Source organism: Sphingobacterium sp. UBA3549, assembly GCF_002376635.1.
Classification (GTDB): domain Bacteria; phylum Bacteroidota; class Bacteroidia; order Sphingobacteriales; family Sphingobacteriaceae; genus Sphingobacterium.
The window spans coordinates 223,611-240,996 of sequence record NZ_DFOE01000028.1; the positions used below are offsets into that span (position 1 = coordinate 223,611).

A 17,386-nucleotide genomic window follows, 5' to 3' on the forward strand; every position below is an offset into this window, starting at 1 on the left:
GGGCTTTTTTGGCAAGGTATTTATTGTATAATGTACGAGCCAAATACTTATGCTGAGTTTAATTATAAAGGATTTGACTATGGTTTACGACAGGATTCGTAGTTTTGTGCTTTAAAGATAGTAAGATGACCTTAATCCAATTGGAATATATTGTAGCTGTTGATACCTACCGAAGTTTTGTTGCAGCTGCCGAAAAATGTTTTGTCACGCAGCCAACATTGAGCATGCAAATTCAAAAACTTGAAGAGTCTTTAGGAGCGAAAATCTTTGATCGCAGTCGACAGCCTGTTATTCCAACAGAAATCGGCGAGAAAATTATTCTTCAGGCTCGACTAGTCTTAACAGAAAGCCGGAAGATCAATGAAATTGTTCAAGATAAAAAAGGAGAAATTGAAGGCACGTTAAAGGTCGGTGTCATTCCAACAATTGCCCCTTATTTACTTCCAAATGTGTTGTCCACATTTATGGAGAAGTATCCGAAACTACAATTGCAGATATGGGAATATACGACAGAACGAATTGTTCATGAATTGAAAGTCGGACTTTTGGATTGTGGTGTGTTGTCAACTCCGTTAAATGACCCTGGGATATTGGAATCGCCTTTGTTTTATGAAAACTTTGTTGCTTATATTTCGACCAATAGTTCCCTATTTTCAAAGAAAATACTTAGTGGTGATGATATTGCTGACGATAAGCTTTGGTTACTTAATGAAGGCCATTGCATGCGCGGTCAAGTACTTAATATTTGTCACCACAAGCACAATCAAGATCTTACAGGAAGATTCGAGTACAATACGGGTAGTGTAGAGACGTTAAAGCGCATGGTGGATGTCAACGACGGAATTACGATATTGCCAGAATTATCGATCTGGGATTATTCTGATGAACAATTGGATCGGATCCGTTATTTCAAATCGCCAGAACCGGTACGGGAAATATCCTTGGTAACGACCCAAAATTACGTCAAAAGACATGCAATCCAGGCCTTAGAAAAAGAAATACTAGCCGTAGTGCCTGATAAATTTAAAACAAAAAAGAAGAAGGAAGTGTTGAGCTTTCAATAAGATAATATGGGAAACCTCAAAGGACGTTTTTTTAGAAAGATAGACCAAATTAACCAATGGCGGATGAAAAAAGTTTCGAACAGAAATTTTATCATTCTATTGGCATTTTTGGTGGGAATTGTTGGCGGTATCATGGCGTCTGTCCTGAAGAGGCTGACTCATTTTATTGCGGCAACTATACAAGATGATATTGATTGGAAGGTAAAGTACTCAGTCTATTTGATTTTTCCATTGATCGGGATCTTGCTTAGTGTATTTTTTGTCCGCAAGTTTTTAAAAGGGAAGAAGATGGAGCACGGTATTACACCGATCATCTATGCCATTAGTCGCAAGGGAAGCCGGTTAGACCCGAGTAATATTTATTCTCAGGTAGTCACCTCTGCCATTACCGTGGGTTTTGGTGGATCTTGTGGTTTGGAGGCTCCAGTTGCTTTGGGTGGGTCTTCTATTGGTTCTAATATAGCCCGCTTTTTTGGTTTACAGTATAAGGAAGTCACCATGTTATTGGCTTGCGGAGCCGCAGCGGGAATTTCAGGGGCGTTCAACAGCCCTTTGGCGGGAATGATTTTTGCGATTGAGATTTTACTGCCTGAATTTTCTATTCCTGTGTTTATTCCTTTATTAATTTCCTCGGCCCTGGCTTCAGTAGTGTCGCGAGTCTTGTACAATGAACCTCTATTTAGTACGTTTAATTCCGATTGGCAGGTTTCGGCGTTACTATTTTATTTGCTGCTGGCGGTACTTATTGGTCTTTATACCATTTATTTTGCGCGTGTTTCCAGAACTGTTGGAAAATGGTTTGCAAACATTAAGAATCCCTATAACAAAGTTTGGGTGAGTGGTATTTCCTTAGGTTTGATGATTTTTATATTTCCCGCATTGTACGGTGAGGGATACATTACCATACAGCAAATTCTCAACGGGCAGTTTAACTCGATTGTTAAAAATAGCTTGTTTTCGAATTATAAGGACATTGGCTTAGTGGTCTTTGGTTATACGATATTGACGTTATTTGGAAAATCCTTTGCTGCATTGTTTACATTGAATGGGGGAGGCAACGGGGGCGTTTTTGGACCAAGTTTGGTAATGGGAGGCCTGTTGGGCTTCGCGTTTTCATACGGGATAAACTTGACTGGAATTGCCGAGTTAAATGTACCAAATTTTGTGGTAGCGGGAATGGCTGGTGCTTTGAGTGGCATTATGCATGCTCCGTTAACTGGTATATTTTTGATTGCAGAGGTGACCGGAGGTTACACATTAATGGTCCCGTTGATGTTGGTATGTTCAATTTCTTATTTGATCAATCGGACCGTATTGAAACACTCCATTTATACAAAAGTATTGGCGGAATCTGGGGATCTGATTTCATATGAGGATAAGGATCGATCGGTACTAAGTATGATGCGAATAAAATATGTATTGGAAACTAATTTTGTCATCCTGCGTCCTGATGAAACACCTAAAAGTAGGCAAACGGACATTATCCATAGTAAGCGTAATATCTTTCCGGTGGTCGATTACGAGGGCAAATTTATTGGGCTTCTTTATAGCGAGTTTCTATTTTCAGCGTTATTGGGCGAAGTAGAGGGGGGAGATACGACCTTTGAAAAATTAGCTCAGAAGCCAAATGATACAGTAGGAATCAATGAAAATATGGAAATTGTGATGGCCAAAATGAATAAGGATGATACCTGGATACTTCCTGTTTTAGGGCCCGAAAACAAATATATGGGCTTCGTTTCCAAATCGAGTGTATTTAATAAGTACCGCGCATTACTGATACGTCAGGGGCATTATTTGGAATAGCTAGAACACGTCATCTTTGGTATAAGCTTTCTCGGGTAGATTTAGACCCGAGAAAGCTTAAAGAATTTCTTACCGACGCAAAGCCATGATCTTGCTGACATATTTCCCGATGATATCAAACTCGAGATTGACTGTGCTACCTACTTCCACATGTTGCAAGTTAGTATGTTCGAGTGTATATGGAATGATTGCGACTGAAAATTGATCGTCTCTTGAATCTACGACTGTCAAGCTGATACCATTTACAGTAATGGATCCCTTTTCTACGGTAATATTTTGTTTGGAGATATCGTATTGAAAGGTAAAAACATAACTACCATTTTCGTCGCGCTTGGCTATGCAACTGGCAATCTGATCAACATGCCCTTGGACGATATGTCCGTCAAATCTTCCACCAGCCAAGGTACAGCGCTCCAGGTTGATCAAGTCTCCCACTTTTAATTGTGCCAAATTTGTCTTTTGCAGCGTTTCGTCAATTGCCGTTACCTGATGAAGATCGTTGTTCAATCCCACCACGGTAAGGCATACCCCATTGTGGCTCACACTTTGGTCTATTTTAAGTTCATTGGAAATAGCGGAACTGACATAAAAATGAAGATTGCTTTTGTCCTGTTCGATATTTTCTATTTTTCCTAGCGTTTCTATAATTCCAGTAAACATGATGCTTTTTTTGATTGATTCAAAGTTACTAAATAATTAAATGAATCATCTATGTTTAGCTCCTACAAAAATGGGCAGTAAAGTTCATGAGAATAACATTAAAAAAATGTGAAAAGATTGTAGTGTACATTTTACACTTACTAATCCTTTTGTGAAGGCTATCCTAAAGCAAATTTATGGGAGTTGAAAAAAAATATAACAAAATTTTTGTTTATATCATTTGAACCATTATCTTTGTAATAGGTTTAGGTTGATTGCCTCTACAAAGAGGTATTTATAAAAGCTTAGCAGGTCGCCCGACCAATGCTAAGCTTTTTTTTAGCACCTATTTTTCATAGTTATTCCACCACATCTTGATTGTAAGTTTTTGCTTTCTTTGTTATGTCGACACTTTGTGCGGATCAGGCATAGCATGTATTCGTGAAGGTTTATTGAATAAAAGTATGGGAATATAACAAATTTACACGCTGGTTAGCTCGTGCTGATTACGTAAATTGATGATGATTACAGCGGTTAAAATAAGCAGTATGCCAAACCACTGAAATCCCGTTACGACTTCCTGCAAAACAAACATGGCAGAGAGTGTTGAAATAGGAATCTCTAGGCTTGAAATTATATTACCCATTGCTATTCCAGTTTGAGGTATGCCTTTGGTAAATAATAAAGGCGGAAGGATGGTGCCAAAGATCGCAATAAGCAGTCCCCAGGGTAATGCTTCAATTTGCATATACCGGACGATATCAATATTCCAAAATACCACGATGAGTAATAGTCCGCCGAGAACTAGGAATTGGCTGCGCACTAGACTTGGTAATTGCTTCTCTATAGAACTTGACGCATAAATCGCTAGTGCATAACTTATCCCGGCTCCGAAACCTAATAGTATTCCTTTGTAGTTAAGGGCAATATCATTTTGCAATATATTTATAGCAAAGGCTGTTCCGAGTAGGACAATAATAACACCTATTATTTTTCCACGTGATGGGAATTTTTTTAGAAGCAATGCTTCTGCAACTAAACTAATCCAAATAGACTGCATCAGTAGAATAATCCCAATGGATACTGGAACGTATTGAATGGATAGATAATAAAGTGTTGTTGTCAGCCCTAGAGAAATGCCCCAGATCATCAATTTAATTTTCGATGAGAATTTGATGACGCTATATTCTTCTATGTTGCGTTTTGATAAAAGATTCAATGCCAACAAAACGAGAAATCCGAACATAAATTGCAAAAAGGTCAACAAGCTGGTATGTATACCTAAATGATTGGCATATTTTACAATTGTTGCAAGAAGTCCGTAACTGCAAGCACCAGCAGCGACATAGAGTGTTGATTTATAGTCCTTCATTTTGAAAATAGTTTTGAAATAAAGCCAATTGCTGTGATAATGATTTGCTCCAGTAGGCTGTATCATGTCCTCCTTTTGATTCCATATATAAGTGCTCGATATTTTTGCTGGTCAGATGCTTATGAAATGTTCTGTTCATTTCCAGCATTTGTTGGTCTTCGGTTCCACAATCGATAATATAGTGCTGCTCATTTTGCATCATCCTATCTTCATTGCTGTAAATCCGTTCGCTGTCGTTTAGAGCTTTTAAATCTCCCAGTACTTGGTCTACCTGATAGCCTTGATATCCTTTTCCGAAGCGATCGAAATCTATGGCACCGCAGGAGCTTCCGACAATTGAAAAGGTGTGCGGATAAGCTATACCGATGTGTAGCGCTCCATAACCACCCATGCTCCAGCCGAGTATCCCTCGAGCACTTCTATACGGTAAGGTGGGGTAGTGCTGGTCGATGTAGTTGACGAGTTCGGCACCGATAAAAGAGCTGTATTGTGAATGAGGATTTATGGGGCTATCCACGTACCAGGAATTGAAATTTCCATTGGGCAGAACATAAATAGTTTGAAATGTTTTTGCTTTTTGAAGTAAGTCGGGAATATCGTCCTGCAAAGTGCGGTCTGGATTGCCACTATAACCATGAAGAATATAGACCGTTTTATATTGAACTCCATGTTGGATGTCGGGTGTAACGATAATGGTCTCGATATTTTTGTCCATCTTTTCACTATGGACTTTTGTTCTGATTACCTGTTGAGCTGTTAGCGGTAGGATAAGAGCAGAGAGTAGGAGTGTGCATATTATTTTCATGTCCTAATAATTTATCTTTATAGGACAAAATTCTAAAGTTTAAATGTAGAGAACATGTACAAATGTTGATGGAATTATGATTTTAATTCTTTACGGATTCGGCTCAGCTGTGTTGGCGTTACTCCTAGATAAGACGCTATATGGTGTTGTTTCAGTCTTTTAAAAAGCGATTGATTTTTATGAAGCTCTATATACCGCTCTTTGGCAGATTTCCATTTGAGTTCAATTTCAAGTGGTTCTTTTTTTACGACTCAATTCTTTTCGAGATAAGCAATCTGAAAAAGTGCTAGATCATGGTGGGTTGCCATAAGTTCGCGAAACACTTTAGCGGAATACTGGATCAATTGGACATCTTCGAGTGCAACGATACTGAATTTACTTGGTCTTTCTTCGATGATTGCAGCAGTAGAAGCACAAAAGCTGTTTTCCTCGAAAAATAATTTGTAGACGATATTGCCATCAGCATCCGGTCTATAATAGCCTAATAGTCCCTTGCAGACGAAGTAATAGTATTTCGCATATTCTCCAGCGCGTAGGATGAGTTCGTTTTTTTTGAACTGTTTTACATGACAGATCGTTTTCAAAACTTCCGTTGTGTCCAGGCTAAGCGCCGCATAGCTATTCATTTCGAAGAGGAGTTTTTCTATCATCAGGAGCGGCTGTTAGTTTTTAATGCCTGTTAAGCCGATGGACAAAGTTAATGAAATGATCGCATGAATAACACTTTTTAGTGGATTGTATATTTCTTTATCTAAGTCGTTACGGCAGCCGATAAAAAGAGGATACTCCCTTCAAGAGCATCTGTTCATTGGTGAAATCTGTACAAGGTTTTTTTCTGCTGAGGCGAAAAACCAATTTAATACCTTCTTCAATCAAACCCTTATTTTTTTCGCGAAACTCTAGCAAATCAGTGTCCACTGATTCATCTTGGGGCAAGATTAGGCAGGTTCAAAATGGTCAAAATAAATTATGCAAAATTTTTCATCGGTTATCATATTTAGCGCGCATAACAAGATTATTAAATTCGCCTTTTAAAAAAAATCCATGGAAATAGGGGTTTTCATAAGACTCATCTAAACAGTGACCGATTGGAAGTTGGTATTGTAAAAGAATTGTTAGATTTGAGGACCGAATTGTACGTTAGATCCACGGAGTTCGAAAAAAATTAAGTGAGAAAGATTGGTAATATGACTCATGTTTTAACAAATTATCTGTTATCCATAACAGAACTGTCTGTGGAAGAAATTAGCTTTTCTGTACAGTTTTTCAAGCCGACTTACTTAAGAAAAGGTGATTTTTTTATCCGTGAGGATGAACCCTGCCGTTATATTGGATTTATCGCTAGCGGTGCTGTAAAAGCATACGCTTTAGATCGCGAAGGATCAGAAAATATAACCTGTTTTAAATTTGAAAATGAGTTTGTCACTTCTTTTTCGGAGTTTGTTGCGCAAAAAGAATCTAGAAGGAGTATTAGGGCAATCGAAGATAGTGTAATCTTTAGCATAAACTACGCCGATTACCAATATCTGCTACGCCAAGTGAATAGTTGGCATGGAGTTGTAAAATCTGTGATGGAGCGGGAGTATAGCCAAAAGGAAAGTTATCTGTTAAATTATAACAATAGGTCAGCTTTAGACAAGTATCGCTATGTGCTATTGAATGAGCCGATGCTGATCCAGCGGACTGCAACGCAGGATCTGGCATCGTATTTAGGTATTACACAGCGATCGCTTACCCGGGCGAAACATCAAATATTACGATTGGGTATCTTATAGGACAAATGTCCTTTAATTCTTCTGATATGCGGTGTAGGTTTGCACAAAAAACTATGTTACGTCAAATTGCTCGCGAAGTATTCCAGCTGTCACTGCTACCACGAAACAGTGTCAATTGCTATGTTATCGAAGGTGTATTGGTCGACTCCGGAATACGGAACTCCTATAGCACTATCCAGAAAGCACTTCAGGAAATCCCCATTTACCAGCATGTACTCACTCATGCTCATCCGGACCACCAAGGCTGTTCGGATCAGTTGTGCGCTGAGTTTGCGATACCCTTATTATGTCATCCCGATGAAGTTTTTAGGATCGAAACGGGCTTGGTCACTAAAGACTATCCCAATCGGCATCATTGGATAGCAAAGCTACAGCAGAAGTATTGGGCAGGTCAGGGGCATGCCGTGAGCTGTACAGTTGTTGAAAATGATACGATTGGAAACTTTAGGATAATAGAGACACCGGGACATTCTACTGGGCATATTTCTTTGTTCCGCGAACATGATGGTGTACTGATCATCGGTGATGCAGCAACAAATATGAGTTTGCTTACGACAAAGTCTGGTTTGCACCTGCCGCCAAATTTATTCACTTCGGATCAACAGCTCAACATTAGATCACTCGAGAAGTTAGCAAAACTGGCCCCTTCCATTATCTGTTTTGGACATGGCCCCGTTATGAGAAATACAGATCGGAAGTTTGAGCGGTTCGTCACTGAATGCAGCAGTAAGTTTTAGTTTATTAGGAAAAATCAATTACGAATACCGACGAGCTTAAACAAAGAAAAGCTAATCGTAAGATTAGCTTTTCTTTTGTGATCCCGCTGGGATTCGAACCCAGGACCCATACATTAAAAGTGTATTGCTCTACCAGCTGAGCTACGGAATCTTACTTCTTATTTATGAACTACCGTTCCTTGTTTGAAGTGATGCAAAGATAGGGTTAATCCCTATTTCTCGCAAGTATTTATGTGATAAAAATGCGGTCTAGCTCTTTACGGCTTCATTTTTAGTGATTTATTTTTTGTTTTAGGAGAGGAATTCCCGGTCTTCTTCCGATAATTGGGGCTTTCGTTCGTTGCTCTCTTCGTCAGATTCGTCTATATTGTCCTGTTCATACACCTCTTGTTTCTTCTTTCCGATTTTTAGGACGAATACAAATGCGATTCCGGCAATAAAAAAGGCTAATAGCAGCTTCCATAGTGCGACCTGTGTTTCTCCGAGAAAATTGAGCGGCACCGATTGTGGGTTTTTGACACAGACCACTGTGACGATCACCGTTATGAAAATTAAAAAGATATTACGCATGTTTCTATAGACTATGTATCATTATTATAACAGCGAATATAGGGAATATCTGTTTTTAATTGATGTCGATCTTTGCACGATTTAAGCGTAGTGAACTTAAGATAACCGAAACTGAACTGAAACTCATGGCAGTGGCAGCAATCATCGGTGACAGTAGAATTACGAACGATGGATACAGCAGACCTGACACCACTGGAATACCGAGCGCGTTATAGAGAAAGGCAAAACCTAAATTTTCCTTATATTATGCAATATTTTGTGACTTAGAAGCTTTGCCTTGGCCTTTTAATTCGCCACGTTAGGGAAGATATCCAACCCCGTTGAAAAAAAGACCAGCAGGTATAAACGAAAACTGGTAAACATAACATGAGCTGTACTCATCCGGACCAACTTTGAAGCATAATTTTTCCTACTGGATTGCCGGAAAGCATTTCGCCCATGGAAAGCACAAATATAGGAATAGTGAATAGTATGGAAATCCATAATTTCATACGTAGATCACGATATGTTTGATCTTCTGCCTCATCACTACCATTCGCCATAGTTACTAAGTCCATTTCGCATATGGGACAATTTCCTGGATGCTCCTGTACAATTTCGGGATGCATGGGACAGGTATATTGATGGTTCGTCTGCTCGATCGTTGTGCTACATTTTTCGCAGGACATACCGGAAAGTTTATAGTGGTGTTGCATAGCGTTATCTTTGTCGAATAAAGTTAACGGTTATTTTAGCTGGGAATTTACATTATTATCAGGATCTATTGTAAAATTTTTGCAGGTTAATAGGTATTTTTCGGTAGGCTTCCATCTTGTCAGCAGAACTATTTATCGCCTTAAGGTGGTAGATTGCGATGTCAAAAGAATTTTACTGAATTCACGCTATACTACGCAGAATAGGAGGGCTTTCGTGTTGTCGTTGAGATAATCAGTATATGAGATTAAGATAGGAGCATTGCATGTGGATGTTTGATCAAGGTGCTGATGGTTGCTTCATTTTTCAGGATTTCTTCATGAAAAGGAGCAGGAATCATCAGTTTAAATGTTTTTCGAGCAGTTTTTATCATAAAAAGGGCACCGTGTACGATCTGTTTATCGTCAATGATCATAGTATGTTGCTTTGCCACCTGACTGCCTAATTTTTCCTTTTCTATAACTTGTAAAAGTTGCTGCATTGTTTTAAAATATTTAGCCAAAATTACGAAATACTTAGCATTTTTTGCTTTTTTTTCTGGACGTCGTTATTTTAAATTTGGTCCTTGCTTTCTGTTTTTATTGTTTTTTTTATAGCTAATAAACGTTTTAGCAAAAAAAAGTTTGCAAAATTAAGTGCAAACGATTGCGTATTTATGTTGCTAAAATGCTCGCTATTAAAGCGATGTGTTGGCTAAAACTTGCTTAACTTTTTTAGCTTTGTGCAACAAATATCCAATAAAACAATATTATGAGTGGTATAACTACATTAGGTCAATTTATTATTGAAAAACAGGCTGATTTTCCATATGCCAAAGGTGAGCTCTCCCGTCTCTTACGCGATATTGGGATCGCAGCAAAGATTGTAAATAGAGAGGTTAATAAGGCCGGATTAGTTGATATTTTAGGCGATGCCGGACAAGTCAATATACAAGGCGAAGGACAAAAGAAGCTGGATGTTTATGCGGATGAACAATTTATTAATGCATTGCAAAGTGGGGGAGAGTGTTGTGTGGTTGCGTCCGAGGAACATGAAAATCCAGTGTATATCCAATCTGGGATTTCCAAAAATGCGAAATATATTGTATGTATTGACCCATTGGATGGTTCAAGCAATATTGATGTAAATGTGTCTGTCGGGACAATCTTCTCTATCTACAGGAGGATATCTGACACGGGCGTTTCCTGCAATAGCAATGACATTTTACAGCACGGGACAAAGCAGGTAGCGGCTGGTTATGTGATCTATGGTAGTTCGACGATGTTAGTATACACGACAGGAAAGGGTGTAAATGGCTTCACATTGGATCCTTCGATCGGTGAGTTTTGTTTATCTCATCCAGATATGAAAATTCCTGCTTCAGGTCAGATCTACTCGATTAACGAGGGTAATTATTCTAAATTTCCGAACGGGGTAAAGCAGTATATTAAATATTGCCAAACGGAAGATCGTGCAACGCAGCGGCCATATGCTTCGCGGTATATTGGCTCAATGGTGGCGGATATTCACCGCAATCTCCTTAAGGGAGGAATCTTTCTTTATCCAACAACCTCTGCACATCCTAATGGCAAATTGAGATTGATGTATGAATGCAACCCCATTGCATTCATTATTGAGCAGGCAGGGGGCAAAGCTTCTAATGGCGCTCAGCGTATACTGGATATTGAACCTACAACTTTGCATCAACGATCAGCTGCTTTTTTGGGTAATACCGATATGGTCGAACTACTGGAAGATTTCTTAAAAAAATACATTGATTGAATCTGTAGTAATTCAATGACAGGTAAGATTCTTTAGACCATAAGAATTATTTATCTTTACACTCAGAAAATGGCTTCATTATTGCGAAGCCATTTCTTTTCATGATTTGTCGTATGTTACGTTTTTCAGTGTTTGTTTCGTTTGTTTCAGTAGTGTTTTTTTCTTGTAAAGAGAATCCTCCTACATATGGCGATGTTTTGGCGAAGGGGTTTGAAAATAAATCCTATAAAGATTTTGATACAATTGCGTATGTAAAAATCTTCCATGAAGTGTACAGTAAGGAAAAATCGAAGTTGGTTAATCCAAGCTGGATGAAGGAATTAGCTGATTCTACGGACGGCATGACTTTAATTTCGGAACATCTCTTTGATGGTAGCATTGATACATTGCTGGCGTATTTTGAACGAAGTGAGGAACATGGCATTCGTACTAGTTATTTCCATACTTCAGCCATTAAAGAAACCTTGTTTTCTCTGCGGAAGCTGAAAACTAAAGAGGTTGCGGAGGTCTACCCTTTATTAGCTAAGCTTGATTTATTGAGCACAGATGGACTGGTAGCTTATGTAAGTAGCTTAAAGTATGGTGTTGTAAACCCCAAGCGGCTCTATGGACGATATTTTGTTCCTCAAAAGCGCATGAACTATAGCAAAGTTGTGCACTTGCTGGACAGTGTGAAAATTGGAACTGTATTGACTGATATCCAACCTAAAAACCAATACTACGTTAAGTTTCAGAATCTGTTGCAAAGTGGAAATTTATCTGGTACGCAACGGAGCCAAGTGCTAATGGTATTGGAAAAATTACGTTGGATGGGACAGGATTTTCCAGAAAGATATGTCTTTGTTAATATCCCTGAACAGCGTCTGCATATTATGGAAGATGGAAAGACAATCCAATTAATGAATGTATGCGTAGGTGAAACAGAAAATCCCGCCTATTCACGAAAAGGCGAGAACCATGAAACTCCTGTTATGCAGGGCATGTTGGATGCCATGCAAGTTAATCCGGTGTGGAATATTCCAAATAGTATTGTTAAAAAGGAGATATTAGCAAGCGTCCGAAATAATCCAAACTACCTGGCGTCGCGCAACATGGTTGCTTATTACAAAGGTAAACAAGTGGATCCTGCCACTGTCAACTGGAATTCCGATTCTGTCGAGAACTTTCGTTTTAAACAGAATCCAGGTTCGGATAATTCCTTGGGGAATGTGAAATTTTTATTTGAGAATCCATATTCCATTTACCTACACGACACGCCGGCAAAGCAAATGTTCGGGCAAAGTAATCGAGCCGTCAGCCACGGCTGTGTTCGTGTGGAAAAACCCGTGGATTTGGCATCTTACCTCGTCAATAATGAGAAACAGGCCGAAAAAATTGCGAAGGAAATTACCACAGATTCGATTTCGAAGTCTCGTTGGGTCACTCTTAAACGCCAGATGCCAGTTTACATCACCTATTATACGACTTGGTTGGATGATGGAGGGAACATTGTTACATATCCTGATATCTATGGTTATGATCCGCGCTTGAAAGAGGCGTTAAAGAGATATTGGGCTAACTAATAGCAATGGCTTAACACCTCGAGTTAAGCCTTTGCTATTAGTTAGTATTGGGAGTTATAGGCAAGTGCTATCCGAACAAAAGGATAATCTTTGTTCACATTGTTATGGTCTTGATAGTGACCTTCCAATCTGAAGTAGCCGGAGTAAAGGTTTACACCGAAGTTTTTCCAGATACGCATGGAAGCGCTCGTGGATGCGGTATGTAGAAAATGGTGCGACTTATTGCCACTGATGGTTACAAAATAACCACCACGATAGTCTACACCAAATTTAAAGCGATTTAATGTGCTCAATGTGGCTGAAGCGCGAACATCTGCTCCGGGACCATAATCATATGTACGGCTTTCACCAAAATGGAGATAGGGATCTGGTACAGCGGCTAATACCACAGGGCCACCGCCAAGAATGGTTGTTAGCTTGCTACGGCTGCCGATATTGAAGTTGGAAAAGACATTATAATTGATACTCTGTGATCCATAGTAAAAAGCTTCGTTGCGTAGGAAGTCGAAATGTGCAGACACTATGCCACGGTGGCGGCCTGTTAAATTAGATAGAATACGACTACCATATAGCGAGGCATATACATTGACAGCATTAACGATAGAACTATCATCTGATCCAAGTTCTAAGTTGAGGAAGAAGTCATCAAAAGGTTTCTTTTTATCTAAATCATCGTTTGTATAAATCAATTTGATACGTGCGTAGATATCATTTTTCCCTTTATTTAATACATCGTGTTCCTTGGCGTCAAAGCGCCTTAGCCCCAATTCAACTTCGGTGTGAACCAAGGAACTGTCGATAACGGCACCTTTGACCTTATTGCCCCAGCGCCCATCCAGAAGCCGATTAAGCCCATTTATTGGATTGATCAGCATCGCCAGTAGCTCTTTTTTATTGCGCTGTCCTTTGGTCAAACTTGGGCGGGAAAGAATATGATGCGATAGTCTATGGGTCATTTCACCTAAAATTGTTCCACCAAAGCTTGTATTGATGATATCATTGATGGAAGGTGGCTCGGTTTCACCTGCAGTCTCCCAGATATAGCTACCGGCAACGGTGGCAGCTGTTGATTGCAGGAAACTATAATTGTTGGATCGAAACGAATTGAAATAAAACTGCCCATGATAGGGGTGTGCCATTTGGTTTGTTGCGAAAAGATTATCATCCCACGTCCACGCTGAGAGTTTTAAATGGCTGAAAAAATTTTTAAAAGAAATATGCGAAACAGGATCTTTACGGATGAAGTAATTTACGGAGGCTGGAATGGCCTGGATGGAAAACCATTCAATTCCAGCTCTTAAAAAGTTTTTTTTCTGATAATCGAATATACTGTCAGTTTGTTGTGTGTTGAAGATGGGATGGTGTTCCCACAATTGCGGATTGTTATCGTGAAACACGTTATATTTATCGAAAAGTTTAAATCGAGACAGACGTTCTGAAGGTATTAGCGAGTCGCTATCGGCTAGAATTGCTGCTCTGCTGCTCCCGAGCTGAACAAGCAAGAGATAGAAAAATATAATAAGACTATAATGAAAGCTAATCGCGCGTAGTTTGAAAGAGATAAACATACTGTTTTGCAATAAAATTTGTAAAGAATAACAAATATAGCATAAAAGTGTTTGTGCGATTAGTACCTTTGATGCGTTTTATCGTGGTTCAAGTAATTTAGAAATGAACAATACCTTCGACATAGTTAATATAAAATCGATCAATCTTAAGAATGAGCTGTTCGCCGGACTAACAGTTGCAATGACGATGATTCCGGAGTCGCTCTCTTTTGCTATTTTAGCGGGGCTGCCACCTTTAACGGGACTTTATGCCGCATTCTTGATGGGGTTGGTTACTTCCATTCTGGGCGGTAGGCCTGGAATGGTATCCGGGGGTGCGGGAGCCACTGTGGTTGTCTTGATGGCGCTTGCAGCAAGCCATGGAATAGATTATCTCTTTGCTGCAGTTGTATTGGCTGGCATTTTTCAATTTTTGGTAGGGCTATTTAGGTGGGGAAAATTTGTGCGCTTAATTCCCCAGCCTGTGATGTATGGCTTTTTGAATGGTTTGGCCATAATCATATTTATGGCTCAAGTGGTGCAATTTAAAGTAAGCTCTGGAAGCGACGCGGTATGGATGTCAGGTACAACGTTGTACATCATGGGCGGACTGACTTTGTTGACGATGCTGATTGTAATTGGATTTCCGCGTATCACAAAGGCCATCCCCGCCTCTTTGGTTGCCATTCTGATGGTATTTGGCGTAGTGTCTCTTTTAGATATTCCAACAAAGAAAGTCGTTGACATAGCATCCGTCAGTGGAACTTTACCGCGTTTACATGTGCCCATGGTTCCTTGGAATTGGGAAACCTTGCAGCTGATTTTTCCGTATTCATTGGTAATGGCAGGAGTCGGGCTGGTGGAATCGCTGTTGACACTGAACATGGTCGATGAAATTACAGCGACAAAAGGAAATGCGAACCGTGAATCTATGGCACAGGGGATAGCGAATGCAATCAATGGATTTTTTGGCGGAATGGGGGGATGTGCCATGGTCGCGCAAACATTGGTCAATTTAAATGCTGGTGCACGTACACGGCTTTCTTCTTTTATAGGAGCAATGACCATCTTACTGATTATTTTAATAGGAGCGCCTTTTATTGAGCAGATACCAATGGCAGCGCTGGTCGGCGTAATGATGATGGTAGCGATTGGAACCTTCCAATGGGTGAGTTTACGTATTGTCAATAAATTTCCAAAATCGGATATTTTCGTGGGGATACTTGTCGCAGCGATTACAGTGATCTTGCATAATTTGGCACTTGCGGTGCTCATCGGTGTAGTCATATCTGCACTTGTATTTGCTTGGGATAATGCAAAGCGTATTCGGGCAAGAAAATATATGGATTCTGAAGGTATTATGCATTATGAAATATATGGGCCACTTTTTTTCGGTTCTACAGCTAATTTTTTGGATAAATTTGATGTTTTAAACGATCCCGAACGTGTTATATTAGATTTTAAGGAAAGCAGGGTAGTGGATATGTCTGCTGTGGATGCACTTAACAAAGTTACCGAGCGCTACGCCGCACAAGGGAAAAGAATAGAACTTTGGCACCTCAGTGAGGACTGCCGTTCCCTATTGAAAAATGCTACTGGTGTTGTGGTGGTTAATATCATGGAAGATCCAACCTATCACGTCATGCCGCGGACTTAGACTGCTGCTTTTTTTTGTAATTCAATAAATAATTCGTTTCCCTGTCGCTGTGGAATGCTATTGGAAGAATCTATTAGCTGCAAAATGTCAAACTCGGATTGGAATAGCTGCTGATATTCCTCTTGATTCCCTCCGAAAGGAGGCCCTTGCTGAGCGAATTCCCTTTTAAACAGCAATCCTATAAGGATACCGTGAGGCTTCAACAGGGTAAGCATTTGCCGTACATAGCTTGTACGTAATGATGGGTGGAGAGCACAAAAAAAGGTCTGTTCAATAATGTAGTCGTATTGGCCCTGATGCTGAAAGAAATCTTGACATATTACCTGAACATCGGGGCTGACTGCGAATTCTTCGCTGACTTTTTCAACCAAGCTTGGTGCAATATCCAATAATGTTATTTGACTGAATCCTTTATCCAGAAGAGCTTTAGCCTCATGCGCATTCCCACAACCAGGAATTAAAATACGCGCATTTTTGGCAATGGATTCTTCAGCGTAGCTAACGATTGCAGGAGAGGCATATCCAATATCCCATCCCGTTTCTTTGTTCTTGTAACGATCGTCCCAATAGTTTCCATCTAACAATGAAGAATTCATATCTTTTTCCTTATAAATGAGCAAGTTAAATAAACATTATGTCAGTATTGAAATAAATCCGTCGTTAAACAGGCGTATTTTTCAATGCCGCGCTATTTACTTGCTAATGTAATATTATCATTGCGTACCATAAAATAGATAAAGAACAAATGATTGACTTTAAGAGATGTATTGTTTTTTATTTTATACTCGTTTTACTTTTTATATTTCCGGTAATCGCATTCGCACAAATCAACTTGGTAAGATCTTCGTATTCGAGTGAAAGGTATCATTTTAAATCTGCAATATACTTTTGTAAACCAGATGGTTAGGTGGGTAATTCTATTCTTTCAGGACATGCGGAAACGGCATTTTTTGGTGCCGAATTGTTGTGGCACGAATACCCAGCGGAGTCAATTTAGTACGGTATCGAGCGTGTGCTGTTGCCGCTGGAACTGGTTATCTTAGTATGTACAACGATAAGCACTGGTTCTCAGATATCGTAATGGGAGCGGTTAAACTCCTGTTTTTTTATTCGGTCGTTCAATGGCAACATAGCCAAGCCGACTTTTGTTGTAAAAAATTTTTTTAGGTGATCTTCCTGGATTCCATTTTTCAATTTTCTAAGACTTTTCATTATCTATCCTACATGTAACGTTTATGTGCATGTTGATTCAAATATTTTTTTTATTTCTTTAATAGGATTTTGTTATCTAAATTTAATACATAATCTAATAAACTTTTACTGTTTTTTATAAAAAGAAAAGCAGGCTTAGTGAATAAACCAAATTTGAACTTGTAGGTTCTTTATTATTTTAAACCA

Annotated in this window: 16 protein-coding genes, 1 tRNA gene and 1 pseudogene; 7 read left to right on the plus strand and 11 right to left on the minus strand. The window is 39.3% G+C overall.

What is annotated here, in order from left to right; all coding sequences use genetic code 11:
- Window positions 1–125 precede the first annotated feature (125 nt).
- A complete protein-coding gene (locus tag B2W36_RS14420; protein WP_293880881.1) occupies window positions 126–1,064 on the plus strand; it encodes a hydrogen peroxide-inducible genes activator in 939 nt (312 codons plus the stop codon).
- 6 nt (window positions 1,065–1,070) lie between these two features.
- Window positions 1,071–2,870, plus strand: a complete 1,800-nt coding sequence (locus B2W36_RS14425; protein ID WP_293880879.1) for a chloride channel protein — start codon at window positions 1,071–1,073, stop codon at window positions 2,868–2,870.
- A 69-nt stretch (window positions 2,871–2,939) separates the two neighbouring features.
- Here B2W36_RS14425 and B2W36_RS14430 read toward each other — a convergent pair whose 3' ends face one another.
- The 4 genes from B2W36_RS14430 to B2W36_RS14445 all read right to left on the minus strand — a co-directional run bounded on the left by B2W36_RS14430 (window position 2,940) and on the right by B2W36_RS14445 (window position 6,336).
- Entirely contained in the window at window positions 2,940–3,530 is a 591-nt protein-coding gene (locus B2W36_RS14430) for a riboflavin synthase (protein WP_293880877.1), read from the minus strand.
- A gap of 460 nt (window positions 3,531–3,990) precedes the next feature.
- Window positions 3,991–4,881, minus strand: coding sequence for an EamA family transporter (locus B2W36_RS14435; protein WP_293888313.1), 891 nt, complete (start codon window positions 4,879–4,881; stop codon window positions 3,991–3,993).
- The gene (locus B2W36_RS14440) at window positions 4,868–5,686 is read right to left on the minus strand and encodes an alpha/beta hydrolase (RefSeq protein ID WP_293888315.1); all 819 of its coding nucleotides are present in this window, start codon (window positions 5,684–5,686) and stop codon (window positions 4,868–4,870) included. Before B2W36_RS14440 ends, B2W36_RS14435 begins: the two co-directional genes overlap by 14 nt.
- 251 nt (window positions 5,687–5,937) lie before the next feature.
- Complete coding sequence (locus tag B2W36_RS14445; RefSeq protein ID WP_293888317.1) at window positions 5,938–6,336, minus strand: Crp/Fnr family transcriptional regulator; 399 nt, start codon at window positions 6,334–6,336, stop codon at window positions 5,938–5,940.
- 537 nt (window positions 6,337–6,873) lie between these two features.
- Here B2W36_RS14445 and B2W36_RS14450 point away from each other — a divergent pair.
- Together B2W36_RS14450 and B2W36_RS14455 are read left to right on the plus strand one after the other, a co-directional pair.
- On the plus strand, window positions 6,874–7,461 hold the full coding sequence (locus B2W36_RS14450) for a Crp/Fnr family transcriptional regulator (protein ID WP_293888319.1): 588 nt from the start codon (window positions 6,874–6,876) through the stop codon (window positions 7,459–7,461).
- A gap of 53 nt (window positions 7,462–7,514) precedes the next feature.
- Window positions 7,515–8,198, plus strand: a complete 684-nt coding sequence (locus B2W36_RS14455) for an MBL fold metallo-hydrolase (protein ID WP_293888321.1) — start codon at window positions 7,515–7,517, stop codon at window positions 8,196–8,198.
- A 78-nt stretch (window positions 8,199–8,276) separates the two neighbouring features.
- Here the strand turns inward: B2W36_RS14455 and B2W36_RS14460 are convergent.
- The 5 genes and pseudogenes from B2W36_RS14460 to B2W36_RS14480 form a co-directional block, all read right to left on the minus strand.
- Window positions 8,277–8,349, minus strand: a tRNA-Lys gene (locus B2W36_RS14460).
- A 140-nt stretch (window positions 8,350–8,489) separates the two neighbouring features.
- Window positions 8,490–8,768: a LapA family protein gene (locus tag B2W36_RS14465; protein ID WP_209575576.1), complete on the minus strand. Its 279-nt coding sequence runs from the start codon at window positions 8,766–8,768 to the stop codon at window positions 8,490–8,492.
- A gap of 55 nt (window positions 8,769–8,823) precedes the next feature.
- Window positions 8,824–9,009 (minus strand): annotated as a pseudogene (locus B2W36_RS22670) (hypothetical protein); the annotation flags it as partial.
- 136 nt (window positions 9,010–9,145) lie between these two features.
- On the minus strand, window positions 9,146–9,463 hold the full coding sequence (locus tag B2W36_RS14475; RefSeq protein WP_293888325.1) for a heavy metal-binding domain-containing protein: 318 nt from the start codon (window positions 9,461–9,463) through the stop codon (window positions 9,146–9,148).
- A gap of 245 nt (window positions 9,464–9,708) precedes the next feature.
- Window positions 9,709–9,942 (minus strand): hypothetical protein, encoded by a 234-nt coding sequence (locus B2W36_RS14480; RefSeq protein ID WP_293880859.1) that lies wholly within the window; start codon window positions 9,940–9,942, stop codon window positions 9,709–9,711.
- Between the two features lie 269 nt (window positions 9,943–10,211).
- On the opposite strand from B2W36_RS14480, the gene fbp reads away from it, so the two are divergent.
- Both fbp and B2W36_RS14490 read left to right on the plus strand, forming a co-directional pair.
- A complete protein-coding gene (gene fbp / locus B2W36_RS14485) occupies window positions 10,212–11,222 on the plus strand; it encodes a class 1 fructose-bisphosphatase (protein WP_293888327.1) in 1,011 nt (336 codons plus the stop codon).
- Window positions 11,223–11,335: 113 nt separating this feature from the next.
- On the plus strand, window positions 11,336–12,784 hold the full coding sequence (locus B2W36_RS14490) for a L,D-transpeptidase family protein (RefSeq protein WP_293888329.1): 1,449 nt from the start codon (window positions 11,336–11,338) through the stop codon (window positions 12,782–12,784).
- A 41-nt stretch (window positions 12,785–12,825) separates the two neighbouring features.
- Here B2W36_RS14490 and B2W36_RS14495 read toward each other — a convergent pair whose 3' ends face one another.
- The gene (locus B2W36_RS14495; RefSeq protein ID WP_293888331.1) at window positions 12,826–14,352 is read right to left on the minus strand and encodes a DUF3943 domain-containing protein; all 1,527 of its coding nucleotides are present in this window, start codon (window positions 14,350–14,352) and stop codon (window positions 12,826–12,828) included.
- A 103-nt stretch (window positions 14,353–14,455) separates the two neighbouring features.
- On the opposite strand from B2W36_RS14495, the gene B2W36_RS14500 reads away from it, so the two are divergent.
- Window positions 14,456–15,988 carry a SulP family inorganic anion transporter gene (locus B2W36_RS14500; RefSeq protein WP_293888333.1) on the plus strand — a complete coding sequence of 511 codons (1,533 nt, stop codon included), beginning with the start codon at window positions 14,456–14,458 and terminating at the stop codon, window positions 15,986–15,988.
- Here the strand turns inward: B2W36_RS14500 and B2W36_RS14505 are convergent.
- Window positions 15,985–16,584 carry a methyltransferase domain-containing protein gene (locus B2W36_RS14505; protein ID WP_293888335.1) on the minus strand — a complete coding sequence of 200 codons (600 nt, stop codon included), beginning with the start codon at window positions 16,582–16,584 and terminating at the stop codon, window positions 15,985–15,987. The two genes, B2W36_RS14500 and B2W36_RS14505, sit on opposite strands and share 4 nt — an antisense overlap.
- Window positions 16,585–17,386 lie beyond the last annotated feature (802 nt).